At 70.0% G+C, this 24445-nt stretch carries 29 protein-coding genes and 1 tRNA gene; 13 read left to right on the top strand and 17 right to left on the bottom strand.

The genetic code is table 11. The features are described from left to right. Window positions 1–45 precede the first annotated feature (45 nt). From D466_RS0111660 to D466_RS0111645, 4 genes are all read left to right on the top strand, one after another. Window positions 46–486 (top strand): CopD family protein, encoded by a 441-nt coding sequence (locus D466_RS0111660; protein ID WP_018913896.1) that lies wholly within the window; start codon window positions 46–48, stop codon window positions 484–486. Between the two features lie 14 nt (window positions 487–500). Then, window positions 501–827, top strand: coding sequence for a ferredoxin (locus D466_RS0111655; protein ID WP_018913895.1), 327 nt, complete (start codon window positions 501–503; stop codon window positions 825–827). Then, the gene (locus tag D466_RS0111650; RefSeq protein WP_018913894.1) at window positions 824–1489 is read left to right on the top strand and encodes an alpha/beta hydrolase; all 666 of its coding nucleotides are present in this window, start codon (window positions 824–826) and stop codon (window positions 1487–1489) included. Before D466_RS0111655 ends, D466_RS0111650 begins: the two co-directional genes overlap by 4 nt. Window positions 1490–1639: 150 nt before the next feature. Then, window positions 1640–2908, top strand: coding sequence for a D-alanyl-D-alanine carboxypeptidase family protein (locus D466_RS0111645; RefSeq protein ID WP_156004234.1), 1269 nt, complete (start codon window positions 1640–1642; stop codon window positions 2906–2908). Here D466_RS0111645 and miaB read toward each other — a convergent pair. The 4 genes from miaB to rfbA form a co-directional block, all read right to left on the bottom strand. Continuing rightward, window positions 2901–4238, bottom strand: coding sequence for a tRNA (N6-isopentenyl adenosine(37)-C2)-methylthiotransferase MiaB (gene miaB / locus D466_RS0111640; protein ID WP_018913892.1), 1338 nt, complete (start codon window positions 4236–4238; stop codon window positions 2901–2903). The genes D466_RS0111645 and miaB overlap by 8 nt on opposite strands. 67 nt (window positions 4239–4305) lie before the next feature. Next, window positions 4306–4692, bottom strand: a complete 387-nt coding sequence (locus tag D466_RS0111635) for a hypothetical protein (protein ID WP_018913891.1) — start codon at window positions 4690–4692, stop codon at window positions 4306–4308. 97 nt (window positions 4693–4789) lie between these two features. Further along, window positions 4790–5344 (bottom strand): dTDP-4-dehydrorhamnose 3,5-epimerase, encoded by a 555-nt coding sequence (gene rfbC / locus D466_RS0111630; RefSeq protein ID WP_018913890.1) that lies wholly within the window; start codon window positions 5342–5344, stop codon window positions 4790–4792. A 4-nt stretch (window positions 5345–5348) separates the two neighbouring features. After that, complete coding sequence (rfbA, locus tag D466_RS0111625; RefSeq protein ID WP_018913889.1) at window positions 5349–6242, bottom strand: glucose-1-phosphate thymidylyltransferase RfbA; 894 nt, start codon at window positions 6240–6242, stop codon at window positions 5349–5351. 149 nt (window positions 6243–6391) lie between these two features. Between rfbA and D466_RS0111620 the strand changes: the two genes are divergently transcribed. Beyond that, a complete protein-coding gene (locus tag D466_RS0111620) occupies window positions 6392–6664 on the top strand; it encodes an AbrB/MazE/SpoVT family DNA-binding domain-containing protein (protein WP_026285182.1) in 273 nt (90 codons plus the stop codon). Next, on the top strand, window positions 6661–7068 hold the full coding sequence (locus D466_RS0111615; protein WP_018913887.1) for a type II toxin-antitoxin system VapC family toxin: 408 nt from the start codon (window positions 6661–6663) through the stop codon (window positions 7066–7068). Before D466_RS0111620 ends, D466_RS0111615 begins: the two co-directional genes overlap by 4 nt. Window positions 7069–7085: 17 nt before the next feature. Here D466_RS0111615 and D466_RS21560 read toward each other — a convergent pair whose 3' ends face one another. The 4 genes from D466_RS21560 to D466_RS0111595 all read right to left on the bottom strand — a co-directional run bounded on the left by D466_RS21560 (window position 7086) and on the right by D466_RS0111595 (window position 10358). After that, window positions 7086–7289, bottom strand: coding sequence for a hypothetical protein (locus tag D466_RS21560; RefSeq protein ID WP_018913886.1), 204 nt, complete (start codon window positions 7287–7289; stop codon window positions 7086–7088). A 230-nt stretch (window positions 7290–7519) separates the two neighbouring features. After that, window positions 7520–7596: transfer RNA gene (locus D466_RS0111605), tRNA-Met, on the bottom strand. A gap of 81 nt (window positions 7597–7677) precedes the next feature. Beyond that, complete coding sequence (locus D466_RS0111600; protein ID WP_018913885.1) at window positions 7678–8454, bottom strand: enoyl-CoA hydratase; 777 nt, start codon at window positions 8452–8454, stop codon at window positions 7678–7680. Window positions 8455–8510: 56 nt separating this feature from the next. Further along, complete coding sequence (locus D466_RS0111595; RefSeq protein ID WP_018913884.1) at window positions 8511–10358, bottom strand: M61 family metallopeptidase; 1848 nt, start codon at window positions 10356–10358, stop codon at window positions 8511–8513. Between the two features lie 143 nt (window positions 10359–10501). On the opposite strand from D466_RS0111595, the gene D466_RS0111590 reads away from it, so the two are divergent. Next, window positions 10502–11275: an EAL domain-containing protein gene (locus D466_RS0111590; RefSeq protein WP_018913883.1), complete on the top strand. Its 774-nt coding sequence runs from the start codon at window positions 10502–10504 to the stop codon at window positions 11273–11275. Window positions 11276–11313: 38 nt separating this feature from the next. On the opposite strand, the gene D466_RS0111585 is transcribed toward D466_RS0111590, so the two are convergent. Further along, a complete protein-coding gene (locus D466_RS0111585; RefSeq protein ID WP_018913882.1) occupies window positions 11314–11976 on the bottom strand; it encodes a dienelactone hydrolase family protein in 663 nt (220 codons plus the stop codon). Window positions 11977–12245: 269 nt separating this feature from the next. Beyond that, a complete protein-coding gene (gene uvrA / locus D466_RS0111580; protein ID WP_018913881.1) occupies window positions 12246–15131 on the bottom strand; it encodes an excinuclease ABC subunit UvrA in 2886 nt (961 codons plus the stop codon). Window positions 15132–15321: 190 nt separating this feature from the next. Between uvrA and D466_RS0111575 the strand changes: the two genes are divergently transcribed. From D466_RS0111575 to D466_RS21555, 3 genes are all read left to right on the top strand, one after another. Beyond that, complete coding sequence (locus D466_RS0111575; RefSeq protein WP_018913880.1) at window positions 15322–15831, top strand: single-stranded DNA-binding protein; 510 nt, start codon at window positions 15322–15324, stop codon at window positions 15829–15831. Window positions 15832–16189: 358 nt separating this feature from the next. Beyond that, entirely contained in the window at window positions 16190–16480 is a 291-nt protein-coding gene (locus tag D466_RS0111570; RefSeq protein ID WP_026285179.1) for a DUF1778 domain-containing protein, read from the top strand. Continuing rightward, window positions 16477–16983 carry a GNAT family N-acetyltransferase gene (locus D466_RS21555; protein ID WP_018913878.1) on the top strand — a complete coding sequence of 169 codons (507 nt, stop codon included), beginning with the start codon at window positions 16477–16479 and terminating at the stop codon, window positions 16981–16983. Before D466_RS0111570 ends, D466_RS21555 begins: the two co-directional genes overlap by 4 nt. 339 nt (window positions 16984–17322) lie before the next feature. Here the strand turns inward: D466_RS21555 and D466_RS0111560 are convergent, their stop codons facing one another. Then, window positions 17323–18582 (bottom strand): MFS transporter, encoded by a 1260-nt coding sequence (locus tag D466_RS0111560; protein WP_081629932.1) that lies wholly within the window; start codon window positions 18580–18582, stop codon window positions 17323–17325. Between the two features lie 87 nt (window positions 18583–18669). Here D466_RS0111560 and D466_RS0111555 point away from each other — a divergent pair, with 87 nt between their 5' ends. Continuing rightward, window positions 18670–19593, top strand: a complete 924-nt coding sequence (locus D466_RS0111555; protein ID WP_018913876.1) for a LysR family transcriptional regulator — start codon at window positions 18670–18672, stop codon at window positions 19591–19593. A gap of 158 nt (window positions 19594–19751) precedes the next feature. Here the strand turns inward: D466_RS0111555 and D466_RS0111550 are convergent, their stop codons facing one another. After that, entirely contained in the window at window positions 19752–20339 is a 588-nt protein-coding gene (locus D466_RS0111550; protein WP_026285177.1) for a sugar O-acetyltransferase, read from the bottom strand. Between the two features lie 83 nt (window positions 20340–20422). Here D466_RS0111550 and D466_RS24965 point away from each other — a divergent pair, with 83 nt between their 5' ends. Then, window positions 20423–20551, top strand: coding sequence for a hypothetical protein (locus tag D466_RS24965; RefSeq protein ID WP_018913874.1), 129 nt, complete (start codon window positions 20423–20425; stop codon window positions 20549–20551). Window positions 20552–20651: 100 nt separating this feature from the next. On the opposite strand, the gene D466_RS0111540 is transcribed toward D466_RS24965, so the two are convergent. Then, window positions 20652–21134, bottom strand: coding sequence for a DsrE family protein (locus D466_RS0111540; protein WP_231385707.1), 483 nt, complete (start codon window positions 21132–21134; stop codon window positions 20652–20654). Window positions 21135–21437: 303 nt separating this feature from the next. On the opposite strand from D466_RS0111540, the gene D466_RS0111535 reads away from it, so the two are divergent. Then, the gene (locus tag D466_RS0111535) at window positions 21438–21779 is read left to right on the top strand and encodes a YXWGXW repeat-containing protein (RefSeq protein WP_018913872.1); all 342 of its coding nucleotides are present in this window, start codon (window positions 21438–21440) and stop codon (window positions 21777–21779) included. Between the two features lie 36 nt (window positions 21780–21815). On the opposite strand, the gene D466_RS0111530 is transcribed toward D466_RS0111535, so the two are convergent. From D466_RS0111530 to cydB, 4 genes are all read right to left on the bottom strand, one after another. Then, the gene (locus D466_RS0111530; protein WP_018913871.1) at window positions 21816–22472 is read right to left on the bottom strand and encodes a cyclopropane-fatty-acyl-phospholipid synthase family protein; all 657 of its coding nucleotides are present in this window, start codon (window positions 22470–22472) and stop codon (window positions 21816–21818) included. A 9-nt stretch (window positions 22473–22481) separates the two neighbouring features. After that, window positions 22482–22931: an OsmC family protein gene (locus tag D466_RS0111525; protein ID WP_018913870.1), complete on the bottom strand. Its 450-nt coding sequence runs from the start codon at window positions 22929–22931 to the stop codon at window positions 22482–22484. Between the two features lie 95 nt (window positions 22932–23026). Further along, the gene (locus D466_RS21550; RefSeq protein ID WP_018913869.1) at window positions 23027–23266 is read right to left on the bottom strand and encodes a hypothetical protein; all 240 of its coding nucleotides are present in this window, start codon (window positions 23264–23266) and stop codon (window positions 23027–23029) included. A 16-nt stretch (window positions 23267–23282) separates the two neighbouring features. Then, the gene (gene cydB / locus D466_RS0111515) at window positions 23283–24416 is read right to left on the bottom strand and encodes a cytochrome d ubiquinol oxidase subunit II (protein ID WP_018913868.1); all 1134 of its coding nucleotides are present in this window, start codon (window positions 24414–24416) and stop codon (window positions 23283–23285) included. Between the last annotated feature and the right edge of the window lie 29 nt (window positions 24417–24445).

The following is a 24445-nucleotide window of genomic DNA, read 5'->3' as shown; positions in this document are numbered from 1 at the left end:
GCGCAGGCACAATGCAGGGCTGCCGCCAACCCCCGAGGAGTCCCGATGTTCCTGTGGATCAAGGCCCTGCATGTCATTTTTGTCGTTTCCTGGTTCGCCGGCCTGTTCTATCTGCCGCGCATCTACGTCAACCTGGCCATGGTGGGCGATGCGCCCGAGGCGCGCGCCGAGCGCGAGCGCCTGCTGCTGATGGCGCGCAAGCTGCTGCGCTTCATGACCATCCTGATGGTGCCGGCGCTGGGCTTCGGCCTCGTGCTCTGGCTGGTCTACGGCGTGGGGCTGCGCGGCCCCGGCAATGGCTGGATGCACGTGAAACTCGGTTTCGTCCTCGTGCTGATCGCCTTCGATCACCTCTGCCGGCGCCTGCTGCGCCAGTTCGAGCAGGGGCGCAACCGGCACAGCCACCGCTGGTACCGCTGGTTCAACGAGATTCCCACCGTCGCGCTGTTCGTCATCGTGCCCATGGTGGTGGTCAAGCCCTTCTGAACCCTGCGCCTTCCATGAGCCATTACCAGTACCACGTGTTCTTCTGCCTGAACCAGCGCGACGGGCCCCGCCCCTGCTGCGCGGCACAAGGCGCCGAGGCGGCCTTCGACCACTGCAAGAAGGCCGTCAAGCAGGCCGGCCTGGCCGGCCCCGGCAAGGTGCGGGTGAACCGCGCCGGCTGCATGGAGCGCTGCGAGCAGGGGCCCGTGTGCGTGGTCTACCCCCAGGGCACCTGGTACACCTACGTGGACCAGCACGACATCGACGAGATCGTCGAGCGCCACCTCAAGCACGGCGAGATCGTCGAGCGCCTGCTGGTGCCCGAGGAGCCCGCGGCATGAACAGCTCCACCCGGCGCGAGCGCATCGCCGGCCCGGCCGGCACGCTGGAGCTGGCCATCGACCTGCCGGCGCAGGCGCCGCGCGGCCTGGCCGTGGTCGCGCACCCCCACCCGTTGCAGGGCGGCACGCTGGACAACAAGGTGGCGCAGACCCTCGCGCGGGCCTGGGTGCAGCTGGGCTACGCCGCGGTGCGCCCGAACTTCCGCGGCGTGGGCGCCAGCGAGGGCCGCTACACCGAAGGCCTGGGCGAGACCGAGGACCTGCGCGCCGCGATGCTGCACGCGCAGGCCGAACTGGGCCTGGCGCAGGACGTGCTGCTGGCCATTTCCGGGTTTTCCTTCGGGGGCTTCGTGGCCGCGCGCCTGTGCGCGCAACTGCGCGAACAGGCGCGCGACGTGCACCACCTGTGCCTGGTGGCGCCGGCGGTGGCGAGTTTCGCGGTGCCGGCGCTGCGCGACGAGGCCGGCGCCACGCTGGCGCGGCGCATGCTGGTGGTGCACGGCGAGGCCGACGACGTCGTGCCCCTGTCCGCCACCATGGACTGGGCGCGCCCGCAGGCCCAGCCGGTGCTGGTGGTGCCCGGCGCCGGGCATTTCTTTCACGGCATGCTCACGCCGCTGAAACAATGGGTGTGCGCGTGGCACGCGACGCTCCCCGACTGAACGCGGTCGCCGCGCCCCCGCGCGTCGATACCTGAGGAAACAACAAGCCCTCCGCGCGCTGCTATGGTGCTGCAGGTTGTGCGCCCCGGTCAGCGGGGCGCGCGCATCCGCCGGTATGCCGCCGGCTTTTCAGCTTTGTCCGAATCGCCCATGTTCCCACCCGCTTTCCGACCCTCGCGCCTTGCCGTCGGTGCGCTCGTCCTGTCCTTCGCCGCGGGCACGCTGCCGGCCGCCTGGGCCGCCGCCCCTGGCCCTGTTGCCGCCTCGGCCCCGGCAGCCGCCGCCGCCTCGGCCGGCCCCGGCAACCTGCCCAACGGCCCGACCGCCGCGCTGCTGCAGACCGTCACGCCGCCCAACCTGGACGCGCGCAGCTGGCTGGTGCTGGACCTCACCAGCAACCAGGTCCTGGCCCAGCACGACGCCCACCAGGTGGAGGCGCCGGCCTCGCTGACCAAGCTGATGACCGCCTACCTCACCTTCAAGGCGATCAAGGACGGCACCGTCAAGCGCGACCAGATGGTGCACGAAAGCGTGAAGGCCTGGCACACCGGCGGCTCGCGCATGTTCGTCGACCCGCGCGTGCCGGTGTCGGTGGACGACCTGCTGATGGGCATGATCGTGCAGTCGGGCAACGACGCCGCCATGACCCTGGCGCAGACGGTGGCCGGCTCCGAGGCCACCTTCGTGTCCATGATGAACAACCAGGCGCAGCAGTGGGGCCTGCACGACACCCACTTCATGGACCCCACCGGCCTGCCCGACCCGGGGCACCACAGCAGCGCGCATGACCTGGCCGTCATCGCCACCCACATCGTCCGCGACTTCCCGGCCGATTTCGCGCGCTACTTCAAGGTCAAGGAATTCACCTACAACCACATCACGCAGCCCAACCGCGTGAGCCTGCTGTTCACCGACCCCTCGGTGGACGGCATGAAGACCGGTTACACCGAGAACGCCGGCTACTGCATGATCACCACCGCGCTGCGCAAGACCCCCACCGGGCCGCGCCGCGTGCTCACCGTGGTCATGGGCACGCCCACCGAGCATGCGCGCGTGGCCGAAAGCGCCGTGCTGCTGAACTGGGCCTACCAGAACTTCGACGACGTGCACCTGCTGCAGGCCGGCAAGGCGCTGGTGCAGGCGCCGGTGTGGAAGGGCGCCGTCTCCACCGTGCCGCTGGGCAGCCTGCAGGACGTGGTGGTCACCGTGCCGCGCGGCGACGCCGCGCGCATCCAGACCACGATGCAGCGCAACGACCCGCTGGTGGCGCCGCTCGATGCGGGCCAGCGCGTGGGCACGCTGAACGTGGCGCTGGCCGGCAAGCCCATGGGCAGCTACCCGCTGCAGGTGCTGGCGCCGGTGCGCCAGGCCGGCTTCTTCAAGCGCATGTGGGACGCGCTGCGCCTGGCGATCAAGTAGCCAGGGGCTGCGCGGCGGGCAACTCGCCGCGCAGCGAATGCGGGTAGGCCGCCGAGATGCGCATGTCCACCATGCGCCCCACCAGCTCGCGCGGCCCCACGAAGTGCACCATGCGGTTGTTCTCGGTGCGCCCCTGCAGTTCCTCGGGGTCGCGCCGGCTGGGGCCTTCCACCAGCACGCGCTGCGTGCTGCCCACCATGGCCTCGGAGATCTCCCGCGCGAACTGCTCCAGGCGCGCCTGCAGGCGTTGCAGGCGCTGCAGCTTGATCTCCTGCGGGGTGTCGTCGTGCAGCGCCGCGGCCGGCGTGCCGGGGCGGGCGCTGAACACGAAGCTGAAGCTCGCGTCGAAACGCAGGTCCTCCACCAGTTTCATCAGCTGCTCGAAGTCGGCCTCGGTCTCGCCGGGAAAGCCCACGATGAAATCCGAGCCGATGCTGATGCCAGGGCGCGCCGCGCGCAGCTTGCGCGCGATCTGCTTGAACTGCAACGCCGTGTAGCCGCGCTTCATCGCCGCCAGCACGCGATCCGAGCCGTGCTGCACCGGCAGGTGCACGTGGGCCGCCAGCTGGGGGATGCGCGCATGCGCATCGATCAGGCGCTGCGTGAACTCGTTGGGGTGGCTGGTGGTGTAGCGGATGCGCTCGATGCCCGGGATCTCCGCCACGTACTCCAGCAAGAGCGCGAAATCCCCCGGCTGGCCGTCCACCTCGGCGCGCCAGGCGTTGACGTTCTGGCCCAGCAGCGTGACCTCGCGCACCCCTTGGGAGGCCAGCTCGGCCACCTCGGTGAGCACGTCCTCCAGCGGACGCGAGACCTCCTCGCCGCGGGTGTAGGGCACCACGCAATAGCTGCAGTACTTGCTGCAGCCTTCCATGATGGACACGAAGGCGGTGGCCCCCTCGGCGCGCGCGGCCGGCAGGTGGTCGAACTTCTCGATCTCCGGGAAGCTCACGTCCACCTGCGCGCGCCCGGTGCGCTCGCGCGCCTCCAGCAACTCGGGCAGGCGGTGCAGGGTCTGCGGGCCGAACACGAGGTCGACGAAGGGCACGCGCTCGACGATGGCCGCGCCTTCCTGGCTGGCCACGCAGCCGGCCACGCCGATGCGCAGGCCCGGGCGCTCGGCCTTCAGCAGGCGCAGGCGCCCGAGGTCGCTGAACACCTTCTCCTGGGCCTTCTCGCGGATGGAGCAGGTGTTGAGCAACACGAGGTCGGCGTCCTCCGGGGTGTCGGTGGGCTCCCAGGGCTGGGCGGCGCCGAGCACGTCGGCCATCTTGGCCGAGTCGTACTCGTTCATCTGGCAGCCGAAGGTCTTGATGTAGAGCTTTTTCATGATCGGGGAGCGGCACGGCGGGCGCGCCGGCGCGGGGGCCGTACCCGCCCGCGGGCGGGCAGGGCGTTCAGAACTGCCGGAACAGGCAGCGATTGGGGGCGGCCGTCACTCCGCCGACGACCTGGTTATCGCGCAGCAACCACACCCGGAACACGTTGCCCATGGAGTCGCGCTGGAACACCACCGGGCCCTTGAGGCCCGGCAGCTGGCCCAGCAGGACCACGCGCTGCTGCGTGTTCTCCACGCGCAGCCCCGGGCCCAGCGGGTAGCTCACGCAATTCACGCTCAGCGTGGGCCCGGCGCCGAATGTGGCATAGCCCATCAGGCTGCCCATGGGGTACACGCGTGCCGGCGCGGTGGGCAACACCTGGGCGAGCGCCGGAGCGCAAGCGCCGCCCAGCGCCAGCGCGGCGGCCAGGCTCAGGCTCGGCAGGTTCGGGGCGGCCACACGCATCCGCGGGTTCCTGGTGGGGGGGAAGCTTTCCCGGATTCTAATGGCCCCATGGCGCGCCGGGGCCGCCGCGCGGCTTGCCCGCCGGCGAGCCATGGAATCAGTCGAAGCACTCCGCCCGCTCCAGCGCCGGGGCCGCCGCGTCCTTCGCGGCCAGGGCCGGCTGCAGGCCCTGCAGCGGCCAGGCGATGCCCAGGCGCGGGTCGTTCCACAGCAGCGAGCGCTCGTGCTCGGCAAACCAGTAGTCCGTGGTCTTGTACAGGAATTCCGCGCCCTCGGAAAGGCTCAGGAAGCCATGCGCGAAACCCGGGGGAATCCACAGCTGGCGCCGGTTCTCGGCCGAAAGCTCCACCCCCGCCCACTGGCCGAAGCGCGGCGAGGAGCGGCGCAGGTCCACGGCCACGTCCCACACCCGCCCCGCCACCACCCGCACCAGCTTGCCCTGCGGGTGGCGGATCTGGTAGTGCAGTCCCCGCAGCACCCCCAGCGCCGAGCGCGAGTGGTTGTCCTGCACGAACTCGACGTCGATGCCCGTGGCGGTGGCGAAATCGCGCCGGTTGTAGCTCTCGAAAAACCAGCCCCGGGCGTCGCCGTAGGCCTTGGGTTCCAGCACCAGCACCTCGGGCAGCGCGGTGGGGGTCGCGGTGTAGGGCATGGCCTCAGAATCCCGGGGAACTCAGCAGGCGCAGCAGGTACTGGCCGTAGCCGTTCTTGCGCATGGGCTCGGCCAGCCGTTCCAGCTGCGCGTCGTCGATCCAGCCCTGGCGCCAGGCGATCTCCTCCGGGCACGACACCTTCAGGCCCTGGCGCTTTTCCAGCGTGGCGATGAACTGCCCGGCGTCCAGCAGGCTCTCGTGGGTGCCCGTGTCCAGCCAGGCGTAGCCGCGCCCCAGCGTGCACACCTGCAACTGCCCGCGTTCCAGGTAGATGCGGTTCAGGTCGGTGATCTCCAGCTCCCCGCGCGGCGACGGGCGCAGCGAGGCGGCGATCTCGGGCGCCTGCGCATCGTAGAAATACAGCCCCGTGACGGCATAGCTGCTCTTGGGCCTGGCCGGCTTTTCCTCGATGCTCACCGCGCGGCCCTGCGCGTCGAACTCCACCACGCCGTAGCGCTCGGGGTCGAGCACGTGGTAGGCGAACACGGTGGCCGCGTCGGCGCGCGCATTGGCCTGCATCAGCAGGGGCTGCAGGTCGTGACCCCAGAACAGGTTGTCGCCCAGCACCAGCGAACTCGGCGCGCCGCCCAGGAAATCGCGCCCGATGACAAAGGCCTGCGCCAGCCCGTCCGGGCTGGGCTGCACCGCGTAGTGCAGATCCAGGCCCCACTGGCTGCCGTCGCCCAGCAGGTGCTGGAAGCGCGGCGTGTCCTGCGGCGTGGAAATCACCAGCACCTCGCGGATGCCGGCCAGCATCAGGGTCGACAGCGGGTAGTACACCATCGGCTTGTCGTACACCGGCATCAGCTGCTTGCTCACCGCCTGCGTGACCGGGTACAGCCGGGTGCCGGAGCCCCCGGCGAGGATGATGCCCTTGCGGGCGGCGGACTGGGTCATCGGAAACCGCGCTCGAGCGCCTGGAACTGGCCAGCGGGCATGATACGCAGGGCCGGCCGCCCACGGCCGCTTCGTCTCTTTGCCGGGGTGAGCTCTCGAGGAGCTCGTGGGATATTCAATTCGGCATATACAACTCGAGACCCCATGCCATGCCCAGCCGATCGCGGCCATCCAGCCCCAAGGAGGCCAGACTGTTCCGCAACAACCGTAGTCAGGCAGTGCGGATACCGGTGGAGTTCGAATTGCCGGGCGACCGCGTGCTGATCCACCGGGAAGGCGGCAAACTCATTCTTGAACCGGTGACGCGGCCGACGAATCTGGTCGAACTTCTTGCGCAGTGGAGGCGGCAGGCGCCGCTTGGCCCTGAAGACCAGTTTCCGCGGATCGAGGACACGCCCGCCGAACCGGAGGATATTTTTTGACCGGATATCTGCTGGACACGAACATCATCGGCGACGTGATCCGCAGCCCGGACGGGATCGTGGCGCGGCATCTCGAAGAATTCGGCCCGACGGCTGCTATCGTCACCAGCATCATCGTCGCAGCGGAATTGCACTATGGCTGCGCAAGGAAGGGTTCCGCCAAGCTGCGCGCCAGGGTGGGGGAGATCCTTGCCACCATCCCCATCATGCCGCTGGAGTGTCCTGCCGATTCCCGGTACGGCCGCATCCGCGCCGAACTGGAAGGCGTTGGCAAGCCCATCGGCATGAATGATCTGCTGATCGCGTCGCACGCCCTCGCCTTGGGCCTCACCCTGGTCACGGACAACATGCGCGAATTCAGCCGCATCCGAGGCCTCAAGGTGGAGAACTGGCTGGAAAGGTAGCGCTCGGATCAGGCCCGTCAGGGTTCGCGGGTGCCGCGGCGCGTTTGCACCGTCTCCTGAGTCCGAAGGCTTTTGCGCAGTCTGCGGTTCTCGAGCAGCAGGTAGACGATGGCCGTGATGGTGAGCACGCCGAACAGGCGTTCGCCGAGCCAGTACCAAAGGCCCCAGGCCAACGCTGCCGCGCACACGCCGCAGGCAAGCAGGCGCAAGGCGTCGATCATGCTGTCATCGTCCGCGAAAGCGACGGATGGGTGGAGGGTCTTGGGAAGGAAGGCGGTTGCCGCTGCGACCTGGGGCTACCGAGGCGAGGACGTTGGCCCCGGTCCTCATGGTAGGCAGCCTTGAATCGCGGCGGGGCCTTGGGGGCTTGTGACAGGCAGGCCAGCATGCCTGCACTCCGGCCCATGTGAAAAAGCCCCGAAGTCTCGCGACTCCGGGGCTTCGGAAACTCTGGTGGCGCTTCAGGGACTCGAACCCCGGACCTGCGGATTATGATTCCGTCGCTCTAACCAACTGAGCTAAAGCGCCAAAAGCAGGACATTATACGCGAGCGCGCCGGGCGTTCAAGCCCCCTGCCAGCCACGGGGCATTGCGTCGCGCCGGAAGGCCTCAGCGGTTCTCGAACTTCGGGCTGCGTTTTTCCAGGAAGGCGGCCATGCCCTCGCGCTGGTCGTGGGTGCCGAACAGGCTGTGGAACACGCGGCGCTCGTACATCAGGCCATCGGCCAGCGGCACCTCGAAGGCGCGGTTCACGCAGTCCTTGGTCAGCATCACGGTCTGGCGCGGGAAGGCGCAGATGGCGCGCGCCGCTTCCAGCGCCTCGTCCAGCAGGCGCGCCGCCGGCACCACGCGCGACACCAGCCCGGCGCGCTCGGCTTCCGCCGCGTCCATCATGCGCCCGGTGAGCGCCAGGTCCATGGCCTTGCTCTTGCCGACCGCGCGCGGCAGGCGCTGCGTGCCGCCGGCGCCGGGGATGATGCCGATGCGGATCTCCGGCTGGCCGAAGCGCGCGTCGTCGGCGGCGATGATGAAGTCGCACATCATCGCCAGCTCGCAGCCGCCGCCCAGCGCGTAGCCGGCCACCGCTGCGATCACCGGCTTGCGCATGCTGCGCATGCGCTCCCAGTTGCGGGTGATGAAGTCCTCGCGGTAGGCCTGCATGTAGTCCTTGGTGGCCATGGCCGCGATGTCCGCGCCGGCCGCGAAGGCCTTTTCGCTGCCGGTGAGCACGATGCAGCCGATGGCGTCGTCGGCCTCGTACAGGGCCAGCGCCTGGCCCAGCTCGTCCATCAACGCATCGTTCAGTGCGTTGAGCGCCTTGGGCCGGTGCAGCCGGATCAGCGCCACCTGGTCGTGGACTTCGAGCAGCAGGTTCTCGGGGTTCATCGGAGTCTCCTGGGTAGGTCGGGTTGTGAGGGGGGCGGCGCGCCGCGGCGTCGGCTTCAGGCGTCCAGCCAGGCGCGGCGCAGGCGCAGCGCGGCGGCCGTGGGGCGCGCGGCCAGTTGCAGTTGCACCGGGCCCGGCGCCGGCTGGGGCAGCGGCGCGCGCAGCTGCAGCAGCCTGCCGTCGCGCATGACGTGGGCGCTCCACGTCTGGCCGGCCTGGGCGCGGCGCCACTGGCGCGCCAGCGCGGCCGCGCCCGCCTGCTGTTCGTTCACGGCCACCAGCACGTCGCCCGCGCACAGCCCGGCCTGCTCGGCCCACGAGCCGCTGCGCACGTAGCGCACCAGCGGCCAGCTGGAGACGCCGTCCAGGCGCAGGCCCAGCGCGTCCACCGGCTCCGGCGCGCCATGGCCCAGTTCCACGCCGAAACCGGCCAGCAGGCGTTGCAGGGGCAATTCCTCGCGGCCCTGCACGTGGCGCGCGAACCAGGCGCGCAGGTCGGCGCCGCAGGCCTCGCGCACCAGCGCGGGCAGCGCGTCCTCGGGCACGCCCTGCTCGCGCAGCGGCGCGTCGGCGCGGCCGTAGCGCCGCCAAAGCAGGCGCATCACGTCGTCCAGGCAGCCCTTGCCGCGGCTGCGCAGATGCAGATCCAGCGCCAGCGCGAACAGCCCGCCCAGGGTGTAGTAGCTCACCGTCGCGTTGGGGGTGTTCTCGTCGGGCCGGTAGAACTTGATCCAGGCGTCGAAGCTCGCCTCCTCCAGGCTTTGCAGGTGGCGCCCCGGCGTGGCCTGCACCGCGCGCATGGCCTCGGCCAGCAGCTGCAGGTATTGCTGCGGGCTGATCAGCCCGGCGCGGCGCAGCACCAGGTCGTCGTAGTAGGAGGTGAAGCCCTCGAACAGCCACAGCATGCCGGTGAGGTTTTCGCGCTCCAGGTCGAGCGGTGTCAGCGCCTGCGGACGGATGCGCTTGACGTTCCAGGCGTGGAAGTACTCATGGCTGCACAGGCCCAGCAGGCGCCGGTAGCCGGCGCCGGCGTCGGCGCCGTCGCGCGGATGCGGCAGGTCCGCCTCGGCGCAGATCAGCGCGCTGCTGTCGGCATGCTCCAGCCCGCCCCAGCCGGTGGGCGAGGGCGCCAGCAGGAAGGCGTAGCGCCGGAAGGGCGCGCGCGGCGCCTCGGGCTCGAACAGCGCGATCTGTGTTTCGCAGATGCGCCGCAGGTCGGCCGCCAGGCGCTTGGCGTCCACCTGCTCGCGCAGGCGGGTGCCGTGTTCCACCACCATCTCGTGCGGCGTCCCGCAGGCGCGGAAGGCGATGCGCAGATGGTCGCCGCAGGCCACGGGGTGGTCCACCAGATCCGCGTAGTCGCGCGCCGCGTAGCTGCCGAAGCCGCGCTCGTCCACCTTGCGCGGAGCCAGCGTGGTGGCCACGCTCCAGCGCAGCCCCGGCGGGGGCTCCAGGCTGAGCTCCTGCTCCACGTGCTCGAAGCCGGCGGCCGCCGGCAGCAGGCTGCTGGCATTGAAAAACCCCCGCGACGGGTCCAGCCAGGCCGCGCGCACCGAGGCGTCGTGCGCGTACACGCCGAGCTGCACCTTCAGCGGCCCCTCGCAGGGCTCGATGCGCCAGCGGTTCTTCGCCGTCTTGCGCAGCGCCAGTTCCCGGCGCCCGCAGAAGGCGCGCATCTCCAGCACGTGGCGCGCGAACTCGCGCACCAGGTAGCTGCCCGGCACCCACACCGGCAGCCACAGCTCCTGGCCCGCAGGGTCGGGGCGCGCCAGCTCGAGCTCGACGTCGAACACATGCGCGTGCAGCTTGTGCATGCGCACGCGGTAGCGGGGCCCGACCGAGGCGGTCGGGGCGGCCTTGGCGCGCTTGCGCGCGGCGGGCGTGGCCTGGGCGGAGGGTGGCATGGCGTGCGGGCAGTGGAATCGGGCTTCATGCTAATCTGCCCAGCCGCGCCCCGGGTGCTCCGGTGCGCCAAGCCCCGCGCAGGCTGCGCGGGACCTATCCAGCCTTCCCAGGAAAACTCGCGAGATCGGCCTTGGAACGAGACGTGTTCAGCGAAATCGCGGTGCATACCGGTTCCGGTTCGCCGTCTCTGGTGTACCTGCCGCAGGTGCGCTACCCCAGCGGCGAAGTCGTCGGCCTGGAGGCCCTGTTCCGCTGGCGCGCCGACACCGCGCCGCGGCGCCATTCCCCGCTGGCCTTCCTGCCGCGCCTGTCGGTGTCGCAGACCAGCCAGCTGTTCTTCTGGGTGGTCGACACCGCCGTGGCCGAGGCGCGCGTGCTGTCCAACTGGACCGGCTGGGAAGGCATGGTGGGGGTCAACCTGGAAGCCGACCAGCTCGGTGACCCGGAACTGGTGCCCCACATCCAGAGCGTGCTGGCCGAGAGCCGCTGGCCCGCGCAGCGCCTGGCGCTGGAAGTGACCGAGCGGCGCCAGATCCCCGTCTACCCCAGCGTGGTGCGCAACATCCAGGCCCTGCAGCAGGCCGGCGTGCAGCTGGCCATGGACGATTTCGGCGAGGGCTACGCCTCCTTCGAATACCTCAAGCGCCTGAGCCCGGCGCTGATCAAGCTGCCCGCCGGTTTCACCGGAAACCTGGAGCGCGACCCGCGCAACCGCGAGATCGTGCGCAGCGTCACAGCGCTGGCGCAGCGCCTGGGCGTACAGGTGGTGGCCGAGGCGGTGGAGCGCCCCGAGGACGCGCAGGCCCTGCGCGAACTCGGGCTGCAGGTGATGCAGGGCTACCTGTTCGGCGAGCCGCGCCAGCTCGAGGACTGGGCCGAGGTGCTCAACCACGGCGGGCGCCTGCGCGCCATCTAGGCGTGGGCGGCACGGCGTGCCGCCCCGGGGCCGGGCTGTCAGCCCACGTGCCTGGCCAGGAAGGCCAGCGAGCGCTCCATGGCCAGCTTGGCCGAGTCCGCGTCGTAGCTGCCGCGGGCGTCGCAGTTGAAGCCGTGGTCGGCGTCGTAGACGTGGAACTCGGCCGTGGGGTTGCCCTTGCGCACCGCTTCGCGGTCGGCTTCGCTGATGTGCGCGTCCTTCAGCCCGTAATGGAACATCAGCGGCGCCTTCGCCGGCTCCCCCGCGAACTGCACGTTGCGTCCGCCGTAGTAGCTGATCGCCGGCAGCCCCAGGCGAATGGCCGACAGGAAGCTCACCGTGCCGCCCCAGCAGTAGCCCACCGTGGCCACCTTGCCGGCGCCGCGCACTTCCTGCGCCGCCGCCTCGACGCCGGCCAGCGCGCGCTCGAAGCCCAGCTTGCCCACGTAGTCCTGGCCCTTGGTCACGCCTTCCTGGTCATAGCCCAGTTCCACGCCCGGCTGCACCGGGTCGAACAGCGCCGGCGCGATGGCCAGGTAGCCCTGCGCCGCGTAGCGGTCGGCCACGCTGCGGATGTGCGCGTTCACGCCGAAGATTTCCTGCACCACGACCAGGCCCGCCTTGGGCGTGCCGGCCGGCTCGGCGACGTAGGCGCCGATGCGGGTTCCATCCTTGAGTTGCAACGTAATGTTCTTGCCCATGACAAGTTCTCCGTAGGGTTGTACGTGATCGTTCTCGGGAGGTCGGGGCGCGCCGCGCCTCGCGCAGGTGCCGCCGCCAGGGCCGCGCGGCCGCATGCACGGCGCCCGGCTCGCACAGCTGCCGCCGCGCGGCGGCAGGTGACGCGGGCCATGGTACAAGTGGATGCCCCAAGTCTGCAGGAGGCGCCGCGGCGCGCTCCGCCCGGTCGCGCTCCGCCCGGCAAGGCGACATTCGGGCGGGGCGCGGGGGGCGCTCGCTCGCAGCCCGCTCAGTTCCCCGAGCGCTGCTCCAGCACCCGGGCCAGGTAGGGCGCTGTGGCCGATTCGCCCTGCGTGGCCAGATGCTCCGGCGTGCCGAAAGCCACGATGCGCCCGCCGCCGGCTCCCCCCTCGGGGCCCAGGTCGATGACCCAGTCGGCGCTGGCGATCACGTCCAGGTTGTGCTCGATCACCACGATGGTGTTGCCGGCGTCTCGCAGGCGCAGCAGCACGTCCAGCAGCATGTCGATGTCCGCGAAATGCAGCCCCGTGGTCGGCTCGTCCAGGATGTACAGCGTGCGCCCCGTGTCGCGCCGCGACAGCTCCAGCGCCAGCTTCACCCGCTGCGCCTCGCCGCCCGACAAGGTGGTCGCGCTCTGCCCCAGGCGGATGTAGCCCAGCCCCACCTCGCGCAGGGTCTGCAGCTTGCGGGCGATGGCCGGCACGCTCTTGAACTGCTCCAGCGCCTGGTCCACGCTGAGCTCCAGCACCTCGGCGATGTTCAGCCCGTGCCAGGTGACGTCCAGGGTCTCGCGGTTGTAGCGCTTGCCGTGGCACACGTCGCAGGGCACGTACATGTCGGGCAGGAAGTGCATTTCCACCTTCACCAGCCCGTCGCCCTGGCAGGCCTCGCAGCGCCCGCCCTTGACGTTGAAGGAGAAGCGCCCGGCGTCGAAGCCGCGCTCGCGCGCCAGGTTGGTCTGCGCGAACAACTCGCGCAGCGGCGTGAACAGCCCCGTGTAGGTGGCCGGGTTGCTGCGCGGCGTGCGCCCCAGCGGCGACTGGTCCACCGCGATCACCTTGTCCAGCAGCTGCAGCCCGTGCAACGCCTCGAAGGGCGCCGGCTCCGTGTGCGCGCCGTTGAGCGCGGCGGCCGCCGCCGCGTACAGCGTGTCGTTGACCAACGTGGACTTGCCCGAGCCCGACACCCCGCTGACCACGGTCAGCAGCCCCAGCGGAATGCGCGCCGTCACCTCGCGCAGGTTGTTGCCGCGCGCGCCCGCCAGTTCCAGCCAATGCTCGCCCGGCGCGCTGCGCGAGGCCGTGGCGGCCGCGTGGCGCCGCCCGGAAAGGTACTGCCCGGTCAGCGAGGCCGGGTCCGCGGCCACCGCCTCGGGCGTGCCCTGCGCCACCACCTCGCCGCCGTGGATGCCGGCGCCCGGCCCCATGTCCACCACGTGGTCGGCGGCGCGGATCATGTCCTCGTCGTGCTCCACCACCAGCACGCTGTTGCCCAGGTCGCGCAGGTGCTTGAGGGTGGCGATCAGGCGGTCGTTGTCGCGCTGGTGCAGCCCGATGCTGGGCTCGTCCAGCACGTACATCACCCCGGTCAGCCCCGAGCCGATCTGCGAGGCCAGGCGGATGCGCTGCGCCTCGCCGCCCGACAGGGTGTCGGCGCTGCGGTCCAGGCTCAGGTAGCGCAGCCCCACGTCGTTCAGGAACCGCAGGCGCGACGCGATCTCGCGCCGGATGCGCGCCGCGATCTCCGCCTTCGCCCCGTCCAGCTCCAGCTCGTCGAACCAGGCCTGCGCCTGCTGCAGGGTCAGCGCGCACACCTCCGGCAGGCTGGCCTCGCCCACGCGCACCAGGCGCGCCTCCGGGCGCAGCCGGGTGCCCGAGCAGGCCGGGCAGCTATGCACGCTGCGCAGGCGCGCCAGTTCCTCGCGCACCGCCGGGGTCTCGGTTTCCAGCCAGCGGCGCTGCAGGTTGGGCAGCACCCCCTCGAAGGGGTGGCGCCGCGTGCTGCTGCGCCCCTTCGCGTCCACCGCGGCGAAGGCGATGCGTTCGTCCCCGGTGCCGTGCAGCACCCGCTGGCGCACCGTCTCGGGCAATTGCTCGAATGGGGTGTCCAGCTCGAAGCCGTCGTGCGCGGCCAGCGCCTGCAACTGCTCGAAATAAAAGCGGTTGCGCTTGTCCCAGCCGCGGATCGCGCCGCTGGCCAGGCCCAGTTCCGGGTGGGCCACCACCAGCGCGGGGTCGAACACCTCCACGTGGCCCAGGCCGTCGCATTCCGGGCAGGCGCCGGCGGGGTTGTTGAAGGAGAACAGGCGCGGCTCCAGCTCGGGCAGCGAGGTGCCGCAGATCGGGCAGGCGAAGCGGCTGTTGAAGCTCTGCAGCTCGCCGCTGTCCAGGTCCAGCGCCAGCGCGCGCCCGTCGCTCAGGCGCAGCGCGGCCTCCAGGCTCTCGGCCAGGCGCTGGCGCAGGTCGCCGCCGGTCTTCACGCGGTCGACCACCACTTCCACGTCATGGCGGGAGCCGTCGTCCAGCGCCGGAATGTTCTCGGCCTCCAGCACCTGCCCGTCCACGCGAAAGCGCACGTAGCCCTGCGCGCGCAGGGAGGCCAGCAGCTCGGCGTGCCCGCCCTTGCGTGCGTGCACCACCGGCGCCAGCAGCGCCAGGCGCTGCCCGGCCGGGCGCTCCAGCACGGTATCCACCATCTGCGACACCGTCTGCGCGCGCAGCGCCTGCTGCGGGTGCTGGGGGCAATGCGGCGTGCCCGCCCGCGCCCACAACAGGCGCAGGTAATCCAGGATCTCGGTCACCGTGCCCACGGTGGAGCGCGGGTTGTGGCTGGCCGATTTCTGCTCGATGGAAATGGCCGGTGCCAGGCCTTCGATCAGGTCGACGTCGGGCTTCTCCATACGCTGCAGGAACTGGCGCGCATAGGCGGAAAGGCTTTCCACGTAGCGGCGCTGCCCCTCCGCGTAGAGGGTGTCGAAGGCCAGCGAGGACTTGCCCGAACCCGACAGCCCGGTGAGCACCACCAGCTGGTTGCGCGGGATGTCCAGCGAGATGTTTTTCAGGTTGTGGGTACGCGCCCCGCGCACGCGGATCGCTGCCGTGGCGGCTTCCTTCGGCAGGGAATCGGACGGGGCGGCGAGGTCTGGGGCGGTCATGGCGGATTCGCGGGCAACACGCAACTATAAAGGCCTCGGCGCGCCGACGCGCCTCCAGCCCACCCGGCGAACCCGGGCGACCGGCGGGGCCGCAGCCCCGCGCCGAGCCGGTGGGGTGTCCCTTCGCGCTATTCTTCGCGTTCATGCATCGGCGCCGCGGGAAGCCGCGCCCCTTTCACCAGGACAATTCATGGCCTCCGTCAACAAAGTCATTCTGATGGGCAACCTCGGGCGCGACCCCGAGGTGCGCTACGCGCCGTCGGGCGCCGCCGTCTGCAACGTTTCCATCGCCACCACCCGCCAGTGGAAGGACAAGTCCGGCGAGCGCAAGGAAGAAACCGAGTGGCACCGCGTGGTGTTCTACGACCGCCTGGCCGAGATCGCCGGCGAGTACCTGAAAAAGGGCCGCCCGGTCTACGTCGAAGGCCGCCTCAAGTACGGCAAGTACACCGACAAGGAAGGCGTGGAGCGCTACACCACCGACATCATCGCGACAGAAATGCAGTTGCTGGGCTCGCGTGACGGTGGCGGCGATGAGGAAGGCGGCGGCTACAGCCGCGGCCGGGAACCCTCCCGCCCGGAACCCCGCGAAAGCCGCGAGAGCCGGGACTCGGCGCCGCGTGGCGGATCCCGCGCGCCCGCGCCGGCCAAGCCGGCGGCGGGGGACTTTGACGATATGGATGACGATATTCCGTTCTGAGCGCCCCCAGGGCCGGGCTGCGCCCAGCCCGCCCCCCGTGGGGGTCAAGAAAACTTGGGGCGGCCCGGCGTTTTCTTGAGAGGACGGGGATCGGTTGGTGGAGTCGTGAAAAAGGCCCGCACGTAGCGGGCTTTTTTCCTGCTGGGGCCTGGGTGCGTAATGGGCTGAGAGGCCGCTACTCGGCCTTTGCCGCCGCTCACGTGGACAATGCGAGAGGCCGCAGTCGACCCGTTGCAGGCACCAGGAATAGCCGGGCCGGACATCGATCGCCTCCTCGCCGTGCTTCCATCGAGGGAATACCGCTGAAGCCATAAGTACGGTAAAATTACGTACAAAATGCCCCTCCGGAGGACCTGTCATGGGAGCACCCCAGTCTCCACGCACGACGCGGGTCGAAGCCCGCATTGCGCCGGACGCTCTTGCGGTGGTGCGGCGCGCCGCTGAATTGCAAGGGCGCAGCGTCAGCGACTTCCTGGTCACCGCCGCGCTTCGAGATGCCCAGCGCACGATCGAGGAGGCGCAGATCCTTCGGCTCTCGGTCGAGGAGCAACGCCGATTTGTCGAAGTCCTGTTGAATCCGCCGCCGCTGGCGCCGGCCATGGAGCGAGCTCTCGCGCAGCGCAAGCGCCTCATCGAAGGGGCGCAGTGACAGCTCGTTTTCGGGTCGAGGTCTTGGGGCCTGGACATCGCCGCAGCGATTTCTCCTGCGGGAACGAAGCACTCGATCGCTACCTTGCGCACCAGGCCGGGCAGGACGTGCGTCGTCGGGTCAGCGTCTGCTACGTCGCGGTGGACGACGCCAGCGGCAGGGTCGCTGCGTATTACACGCTCGCCGCCGGAAGTGTGCTCTTGTCGGGGTTGCCGGAAGATTTGGCCAGGCGTCTGCCCCGGTATCCGTCCGTGCCCATCGTCAGGCTTGGCCGCCTTGCGGTCGACCGGAGCTTTCAAGGATGCAAACTCGGCGGGTCCCTGCTCGCTGATGCGGCGGTGCGTGCATTGCGTTCGGAAATCGGCGTGTTCGCGCTCGTGGTCGACGCCAAGGACGACGCTGCGGCTGCGTTCTACAGACACCATGGATTCCACGACCTGCTTGGCAACGGCAAGCAGATGATCCTCGCGCTGAACGGTTTCTCGCCAGCGCCGCGCTTTTGATCGTCCGCTTTGTGCCTCCGGCCCGACCGGCCGCTTCTGGCCGGCAACAGACGCTGCTGACAACAGGTCCAGTGACAGCTCAGGCCGAGGAGCGGTCCCTCAGTGTCGCGGATGACGGTGTAAGCCCCGCAGCCTCGGATTTCCATTCCTGTGCAGTCTGGCGGCGCGCGGGTGCCGATGCTCCCCGATGCTCCCCGATGAGCAAGGGCTGCCGCTCTTCCATCCCAAGTTCCAGGCGAGCACGCGGCTGCGCAATGCCGCAGCGCCAGTCAACACGATCCGGACAGGCTTGCCGATGCCGTGACGCTCCTTCGACGGGAGCCGTGGCAGGGCCGCGATCTAATCTCGGAGTTCGCCCAGGGCCACTTTCCTTGCGTCATGGATGTCGTGGTGCTGCGCGACCTCGCGAAGCTCGACATGCGCGGTCGGAACGGCGTCCACCAACGATCGACGCGACATCCAGAGCGCCAGCAGGGCGAGGGCCAGCACCGCCGCGGACACCAGCGGCAACTCCCCCGTGCCCAGGCGGGTGGCGAGCACACCCGCAGCGTAGGAGCCCGCGGACATGCCCACGTACAGGGCCGAGGAGTTCAGGGCCAGGGCCAGTGAGCGCGCGTGCGGTGCGATCTCCGCCATGCGGCGCTGTTGGGAGGGCATGAACACGTCGTGCGAACAGGCCCATACGAGGAGCGCGGCCAAGGCAGCAATGGGCCGCCCGGGCAGCAGATCCATCGCTGCGAACATCGCGATCAGCACCGCCAGCGCAAAGGCGATCAGCCGGTCGGCATCGAAACGGGTGGCCAGGCGCCGCGCCAGCACGTTGCCCCCCATCCCGGCAAGCCCGAACACCAGCAAAGCGGACGAGGTCCAGCGCGGCGCAATGCCGAAGTGGTTCTGCAGGATCGGCACGATCATCGTGAAGCTTGCGAACATCCCTGCCATGTAGGCGAAGATGACGGCGATCGCGGGGGCGATACCCGGCCGTCGAAGTTCGGCCATCATCGAACGCAGCGACAGAGCCTGTCCGCGGCGCCCGTCCTTGACCCACAGCGCCACCGCGGCCGCAACCGCCAGGTTCAGCAGGCCGATGGCGCAGAACAGGAAGCGCCATCCGAACTGCGACGAGATCCACTGGGCAGCCGGAGTGCTCACGATCGAGGCGACAGTCATGCCGCTGAATACCCTGACCAGCGCGGAGCCCTGCTGTTCGCGCGGCACCTGTGCCGCACCCAGCGCCGAGGCCACCGGAGCGATCGCGGCGCCGCCGACGGCTACCAGGATGCGTGCGGCGAACAGCGGGGCGTAGCCGGTGGCGAGCGCCGACGCCAGCGAGCCGGCCGCGCTTGCCGCGAGACCCGCCAGCAATAGCGTTCTCTGAGGAAGCCTTGACGCAATCACCTGGAGCAGGGGCGCGGTGACGGCAAACACGATCGCGTAGATCGCCACCAGATGGGCCACGGCGCCGGTGCCGATGCCCAGGCCGTCGGCGATGGCGCGAATCGATCCGATGACCGCGAGCGCGCTCGCCCCCATGGCAAAGTAGGCCGACGCCAACGCGCTCAGGGAACGCCGTACGGATCTGTCGAGGGACAAAGACATGAGGAATCTCCACAAGGTCGTGGAAGGACTCTAGAAACCTTTCACGCATCATTCCAATGGATTCTTCATATACCATGCATCCATTCCATGGATTTGCGAAGCTTCGACCTCAATCTGCTGGTCTCGCTGGACGTGCTGCTGCGGGAGCGCAGCGTCACGCGGGCAGCGCATCGCCTGCATTTGAGTCAGCCTGCGCTGTCGGCGCAGCTCGCGCGCCTGCGCGCGCTGCTCGGCGATCCGCTGCTCGTGCCCGCGGTCAAGGGCCGGGGCATGTTGCCGACCGCCCGCGCGCTGGAGCTGAAGGATCCGTTGCACAAGCTCCTGGCCGACGCCGGTGCCCTTCTGCGCGATCGTGCCGACTTCGATCCAGGGACGGCCGAGCGCCGTTTCGCCATCGCCGGCAGCGACAACAGCATGGTCGCGGCGGGTCTGCCAGTGATGGAGGCCTTGCGCCGCGAGGCTGGCCCCGGTATTCGCCTGGCCTTTCGGCACGCAGACACTTCGCGCATCGCGACGCAGATGGAACTCGGCGAGGTGGACTTCCTGATCGGGTCTGAACATGCGCTCCCTCCCCATCTTCGAGCCGTGCGCCTTGTGTCCGAGCACTTCGTGATGGCGCAGCGCAAGGGACATCCCCGCGGCCGCGGCGCGGTCGATCTGGAGACCTACTGCGACCGGCTGGAGCACCTGCTCGTGTCCACCAGTGGCGGCAGCTTCGAGGGAGTGATGGATGAGTATCTGCTGCGCCTCGGCTTGCGTCGCAACGTAGTGCTCTCCATCCAGCAATTCATGCTGGCACCTGCGATCCTGCGAGAGACCGATTACGTGGCCGCGCTGCCGAGTCGCCTCGTCGCCCGGCATGCCGATATCCTGGACGCCTTCGAGCTCCCCTTCGCGACCGAAAACTTCACGCTGCACCTTGCCTGGCATCCGCGCGACCATTCGGATCCTGCGCATGTGTGGATGCGCCAGCTGATTCTGCGCTGTACCGCGGCACCCGAACGCGCTTGAGCGGCCTTTCGCGCCATGCCGCGAGGCAGCCGCCGACCTTGCGCGCCGAAAGTCGTGGTGTTGGCGGTGCGCCATCAGCGCGAACAGGACTATCACTGACCCGAAGTTCGTTGCAAGCTTGCGCCGCTCACGGTCCCGTTCAGCGCGCTTCGGGGCGCTCAGGTCATGGAAGGCGCTTCAAGGTCTTCGTCCGCTTCCAGGTGCCGCAGGACTCGCGCGGGCACGCCGGCCACGAAGGTGTTCGGCGGCACGTCACGCGTGACCACGGCGCCGGCACCCACCACCGCGTTGTCGCCGACGGTGACGCCGCCCAGGATCGTCGCGCCGGTGGCAATCCATACGTTGCGCCCGATGACGATCGGCCGCGACTCGATGGTCTTGCGGCGCTGCGACGGGACCATCGCGTGGCCCGTGGTGATCAGGTTCACGTTCGGCCCGATCATCACCAGGTCGCCGATTTCCACGCCGCCCAGGTCGTAGATGGTGCAGCACTGGTTGATGAACACCTTGTGCCCGACCCGAATGCGGTGCCCGCCGGTGGTGTAGAAGGGCGGCAGCAGCGTGAAGGTCTGGTCGACCGGCTGTCCGGTCAATTCGCCGAAGAGTTCCCGGATGCGTGGCGCATCGTCGATGCCCAGTTTGTTGATCTCCGCGGCCAGGCGCATGCCGCGCCGGATTTGTTCCGCTTCGCAAGCCCACTGCGGGCTGGATGTCGCCATGCGCTCGGCGGGTCGGGAGGATTCCATGTCGGGTGAGGTGACCGTGGGGCCGTTGCCGGCAGCATAGCGGCCGCCGCGAGCAGCGCGCCGGCGTCGGCGACCATCTCGCCATGCCTTCCCAGACCTCCGCGGCCCGCGCCGCCTACGCCAGGCGCTTCGACGCCGTTCTGGCCTACATCGACGCCCATCTCGACGGGGATCTGTCGGTGCAGGCGCTGGAGTGGATCGTCGCCGAATGACGGCTTTCGGGCCGCGCGGCCCTGGTCAGTCTGTCCGCGTTCCCGCCGCGCCATGAAAAAGCCCGGCGCTCGCGCCGGGCTTTCAGGGTCTTGCCGCGCCTCAGAGGCTCTCGCCCGGCGGGGTGGGGTGGATGTAGGCCCAGCCCTGGGATTCGCGCAGGGTGATCTCGCCCATGCCCGAGGGGACGACGTTGATGAAGGGGTAGAGATCCTTGCGGTCGACGTGGAGCTCGCGCAGGGTGTTCGAGCACTGGGCGAGGATCACGCCCTGCTTTTGCAGCGCCTTGAGCTTGTCCTCGAAGCCGTTGTTCTTCACGTAGACGTCGAAGCCCTGGGCGTTGGCGATCAGCTCGACGGTGAGCTTGCCCTTGAGCCGCGGGTCGTGCAGCAGGTTCTCGATGTTGTTCAGGGTCTTCTTGATGGCGCCCTGGCCGCCGGCGTCGATCTGGAAAATCGCGCCGTAGTGCTCGCGCGTGGCCTGGGCTCCGGCGAAGCCTTCGGCGGCCTGCGCGCTCGCGGCGAGGCCCAAGGCCAGGCTCAGCGCGGCCAGCATCTTGCCGGGGGTGGGTTTGCGGATGTGCATCATGTCTCCTCCTGGGGTGGGTGCCGCGTCTGGCGCGGCCGATACGGCCCCCTGTGTCGGGGGCTCGTGAGCGGGAGTATCCCGGCAGGACTCCGAGCGACAAAACATAATTTTTGAATTGATCTGACCGGATTTCCCGGTTGATGCAGTTCCGCTCTCCGGAAGCCGTCCTTCGGGATGTGATCGAATGTTTCGTTTCGTTACTTTTTCAGCGTCTTGCTTGTCGCCGCCGGCGCTCCGGAAGCGTTGAATGGAGGGAGTAGCGCGAAATCCCGAAACCGATTCAGGAAGGAGTGTTTCATCATGCGTTCCCTCGTGCGTTGCGCGGCCCTGCTGTCGGCGGGCCTGTTGTCGGGCGGCCTGCTGTCCGGCTGCGTGGTGGCGCCGGCTCCGTACGCGGCGGGCTACCCGGGCTACGTGGTCGTTCCGGGGCCGCCGCCGGCGCCGCGGGTGGACGTGGTGGGCGTGGCGCCCGTGCCGGGATACATCTGGCTTTCCGGATATTGGGGCTGGGGCGGCGCGCAGTATGTGTGGCACCCGGGGCGCTGGTCGGCGCCGAGGCCCGGGTACAACTGGACGGCGCCGCGCTGGGAGCCGCACGGCGGCGCCTGGCGTGAGCGCCCCGGCCACTGGCAGCGGCGCTGAGCCTCACGAGGCCGCGTGCCGGGGCTTGCCCGGGCTTCAGCCGGGCTTGCGCGCCACGGCGTCGAGCAGGGCCGAGCGGCCGACGTGGGCGCTGCCCTCGGCGAGTTCGTCCTCGTACTCGCGCAGCAGCAGCCACTGCGCCTCGGGCAGCAAGGCGCGCAGCATGTCGGCGGTGTAGAGGTTGTCGATCTTGCCGGGGCCGCCGGTGCGGAACTCCAGCTGGCGCGGGGTGTAGCCCTGCACCAGCAGCAGGCCGCCGGGCACCAGGGATTTCCACATGCCCTCGAACATGCGCCGGCGCGTGGGCGGGTCGGCGAACTGCACGAACACGGCCACCACGGCATCCCAGGGCGGGCCGTCCCAGTTCCAGGCGTCCACCGAGCTGAGGTGCCAGTCCACCTGCAACTCGCGCTGCTCCGCCAGTGCACGGGCCTTGGCCACCGCCACCGGGGAGATGTCGAAGGCCGTGACCTGGTGGCCCAGCGAGGCCAGGTACAGCGCATTGCGCCCCTCGCCGTCGGCCACGCTGAGCACGCGGGAGTGGCTGGGCAGGCGCGAGGCCTCGCGCTCCAGGAAACGATTGGGTTGTTCGCCGAACAGCAGGCCCGGGCGCGAGAAGCGCTGGTCCCAATGGGCCTGGGGGTCGTCGAAGCCGCCGGATGCGGGGGCGGCCTTGCCGGTGTCGGAACTCAACGTGGTCTCCTAGTGCAGGCGCGTGCCGTCGGCGTCGTACACCGACACCTCGGTGGGGATGCCCGCGCGCACGCTTTCCCCGACGGTGCAGAAGGCCTCGAAGCTGCCGAGGATGCGGTCCATGTGCTGGAGTTCGGCGGCGGGGCGGCCCAGGCGCAGCTTGACTTCCATGCGCAGCACCCGCAGGCGCCCGGCCTCGTTGCGCCCGACGTGGGCATGGGCCTCGGTGGTGAGGGTGCCGGGGTCGTTCTTGAACTTGCGCAGCGCGAACAGCAGGCTGGAGCTCATGCAGTCACCCACGGCGCCCAGCAGCATGTGCACGGGGGAGGGGCCGGCGCCTTCGCCCAGCGGCGGCGGTTCGTCGGCCAGCAGCACGGGCTTGCCGGCGCCGAAATCGACCTCGAACTGGTAATCGTGGCGCTGGCGCAGGGTGATCCGGTGTTCGGCTTCGTCGGACATGGTGTTCCTCGCGGTTGCGGGTGCGCGGGCCATCGCGCGCACGTCTGGCTGCGCAGTCTAGGACCTCGGCGGCCCATGTGCTCGCAGGCGCGGGCTCAGGACTTGTCGGGGGGCAAGGAAGCGGTTCGCGGGCTGGGCGGATGGGGGCCGGCGGCGGCGCGCGCGGCCTCCTGCGCATCCAGCCAGGCCAGGCCCGCGGCGCTGACCAGCACGATCATCGCGGTGCCGACGATCCATGCGAAATACCACGAGGCGTAGTCGCCCAGGATCACGCCCAGCACCACCAGCAGCGCGCCGAGCAGCATGAGGGCGAGGAATTCGAGCAGGGTGCGCATGGCGGGCCCGCGGCGTTCAGTAGGCGTGGTCGCTGGACTGGATCTCTTCCTGGCGTACCTTGCCCCGCATGACCCGGAAGCACCAGCGGGTGTACAGGGCCACCGTGGGCAGCAGCACGGCCGCGAAACCGCTCATCCACAGCAGGGTGTCGCGGCTGGAGGCGGCGTTCCATACCGTCAGGCTGTGCGCCGGCACCGTGCGCGAGGGCAGCAGGAAGGGAAACAGGCTGGCTCCGGCGGTGCCCAGTACGCCCACCCAGGCCAGCACGCCCAGGCGCCATGCGGCGGCGGCGCGGCGCGCGCGCAGAGCGACCAGCGCGCCGAGCAGGGACAGCGCGGCCAGCGCCGGCAGCAGCCACAGCGCGGGATGACGCGCGAAGGCAAGGCGCCAGGCTCCGGGGTACACGGCCACGGCCTGTTGCAACGGGGTCTGCACGGTGCCGGGGCCGGGGTGGCGCAGCAGTTCCCAGCCCTCGATGCGCCCGGCCCAGACGCTGGCGGCGCCGAACAGCAGCAGCGCCGCGCCCGCGGCGGCCATCGCGCAGGCGCGGGCACGCTCGGCCACCTCCCGCTCGCAGCGCTGCATCAGCAGCGCGGCGCCCTGCAGCGCGGCCAGCGCCAGCGCCAGCGCGCCGCACAGCAGCGCGAAGGGGCGCAGCAGGCCGGAGGCGTTGGGGCCGTAGCTGGAGCGCAGGTTCCAGTCCAGGTCGAAGGCCACGCCCAGCAGCAGCTGCCCGAAGGCGGCGCCGAACACCAGCATGGGCACGGCGCCGCCGAGCACCAGCGCCCAGTCCCAGGTCTCGCGCCAGGCGCGCTGGGGCAGCTTGCTGCGGTATTCGAAGCCCACGGGGCGCAGCAGCATGGACCACAGCAGCAGCATCATCAACAGGTACAGCGCGGAGAAGGCGGTGGCGTACAGCAGCGGGAAGGCGGCGAAGCTGGCGCCCCCGGCCGCGACGAACCAGGTCTGGTTGCCTTCCCAGTGCGGGCCGATGGCGTTGAGGCAGGCGCGGCGCTGCGCGTCGTCGCGTGCCACCAGGCGCAGCAGCGCGCCCACGCCCATGTCGCCGCCCATGAGCACGGCGGTGCCGGCCAGCACGATGCCGAGCACGCCCCACCAGGCGACTTCGAGGGTGGCGTAGAGATCCATGGGGCGGCTTCGTGGAGGGTTCGGTGGCG

It is taken from the genome of Thiomonas sp. FB-6, assembly GCF_000377645.1.
GTDB lineage: Bacteria > Pseudomonadota > Gammaproteobacteria > Burkholderiales > Burkholderiaceae_C > Thiomonas_A.
The sequence above is the reverse complement of the archived record's forward strand: the minus strand, read 5'-3'. Positions and strand labels throughout refer to the sequence as shown.

Bases quoted from the DNA above. Each gene is read 5' to 3' on its own strand.
- D466_RS0111660 (WP_018913896.1), top strand. From the start codon at position 46: ATGTTCCTGTGGATCAAGGCCCTGCATGTCATTTTTGTCGTTTCCTGG.
- D466_RS0111655 (WP_018913895.1), top strand. From the start codon at position 501: ATGAGCCATTACCAGTACCACGTGTTCTTCTGCCTGAACCAGCGCGAC.
- D466_RS0111650 (WP_018913894.1), top strand. From the start codon at position 824: ATGAACAGCTCCACCCGGCGCGAGCGCATCGCCGGCCCGGCCGGCACG.
- D466_RS0111645 (WP_156004234.1), top strand. From the start codon at position 1,640: ATGTTCCCACCCGCTTTCCGACCCTCGCGCCTTGCCGTCGGTGCGCTC.
- miaB (WP_018913892.1), bottom strand. From the start codon at position 4,238: ATGAAAAAGCTCTACATCAAGACCTTCGGCTGCCAGATGAACGAGTAC.
- D466_RS0111635 (WP_018913891.1), bottom strand. From the start codon at position 4,692: ATGCGTGTGGCCGCCCCGAACCTGCCGAGCCTGAGCCTGGCCGCCGCG.
- rfbC (WP_018913890.1), bottom strand. From the start codon at position 5,344: ATGCCCTACACCGCGACCCCCACCGCGCTGCCCGAGGTGCTGGTGCTG.
- rfbA (WP_018913889.1), bottom strand. From the start codon at position 6,242: ATGACCCAGTCCGCCGCCCGCAAGGGCATCATCCTCGCCGGGGGCTCC.
- D466_RS0111620 (WP_026285182.1), top strand. From the start codon at position 6,392: ATGCCCAGCCGATCGCGGCCATCCAGCCCCAAGGAGGCCAGACTGTTC.
- D466_RS21560 (WP_018913886.1), bottom strand. From the start codon at position 7,289: ATGATCGACGCCTTGCGCCTGCTTGCCTGCGGCGTGTGCGCGGCAGCG.
- D466_RS0111600 (WP_018913885.1), bottom strand. From the start codon at position 8,454: ATGAACCCCGAGAACCTGCTGCTCGAAGTCCACGACCAGGTGGCGCTG.
- D466_RS0111595 (WP_018913884.1), bottom strand. From the start codon at position 10,358: ATGCCACCCTCCGCCCAGGCCACGCCCGCCGCGCGCAAGCGCGCCAAG.
- D466_RS0111585 (WP_018913882.1), bottom strand. From the start codon at position 11,976: ATGGGCAAGAACATTACGTTGCAACTCAAGGATGGAACCCGCATCGGC.
- uvrA (WP_018913881.1), bottom strand. From the start codon at position 15,131: ATGACCGCCCCAGACCTCGCCGCCCCGTCCGATTCCCTGCCGAAGGAA.
- D466_RS0111575 (WP_018913880.1), top strand. From the start codon at position 15,322: ATGGCCTCCGTCAACAAAGTCATTCTGATGGGCAACCTCGGGCGCGAC.
- D466_RS0111570 (WP_026285179.1), top strand. From the start codon at position 16,190: ATGGGAGCACCCCAGTCTCCACGCACGACGCGGGTCGAAGCCCGCATT.
- D466_RS0111560 (WP_081629932.1), bottom strand. From the start codon at position 18,582: ATGTCTTTGTCCCTCGACAGATCCGTACGGCGTTCCCTGAGCGCGTTG.
- D466_RS0111555 (WP_018913876.1), top strand. From the start codon at position 18,670: ATGGATTTGCGAAGCTTCGACCTCAATCTGCTGGTCTCGCTGGACGTG.
- D466_RS0111550 (WP_026285177.1), bottom strand. From the start codon at position 20,339: ATGGAATCCTCCCGACCCGCCGAGCGCATGGCGACATCCAGCCCGCAG.
- D466_RS24965 (WP_018913874.1), top strand. From the start codon at position 20,423: ATGCCTTCCCAGACCTCCGCGGCCCGCGCCGCCTACGCCAGGCGCTTC.
- D466_RS0111540 (WP_231385707.1), bottom strand. From the start codon at position 21,134: ATGCACATCCGCAAACCCACCCCCGGCAAGATGCTGGCCGCGCTGAGC.
- D466_RS0111535 (WP_018913872.1), top strand. From the start codon at position 21,438: ATGCGTTCCCTCGTGCGTTGCGCGGCCCTGCTGTCGGCGGGCCTGTTG.
- D466_RS0111525 (WP_018913870.1), bottom strand. From the start codon at position 22,931: ATGTCCGACGAAGCCGAACACCGGATCACCCTGCGCCAGCGCCACGAT.
- D466_RS21550 (WP_018913869.1), bottom strand. From the start codon at position 23,266: ATGCGCACCCTGCTCGAATTCCTCGCCCTCATGCTGCTCGGCGCGCTG.
- cydB (WP_018913868.1), bottom strand. From the start codon at position 24,416: ATGGATCTCTACGCCACCCTCGAAGTCGCCTGGTGGGGCGTGCTCGGC.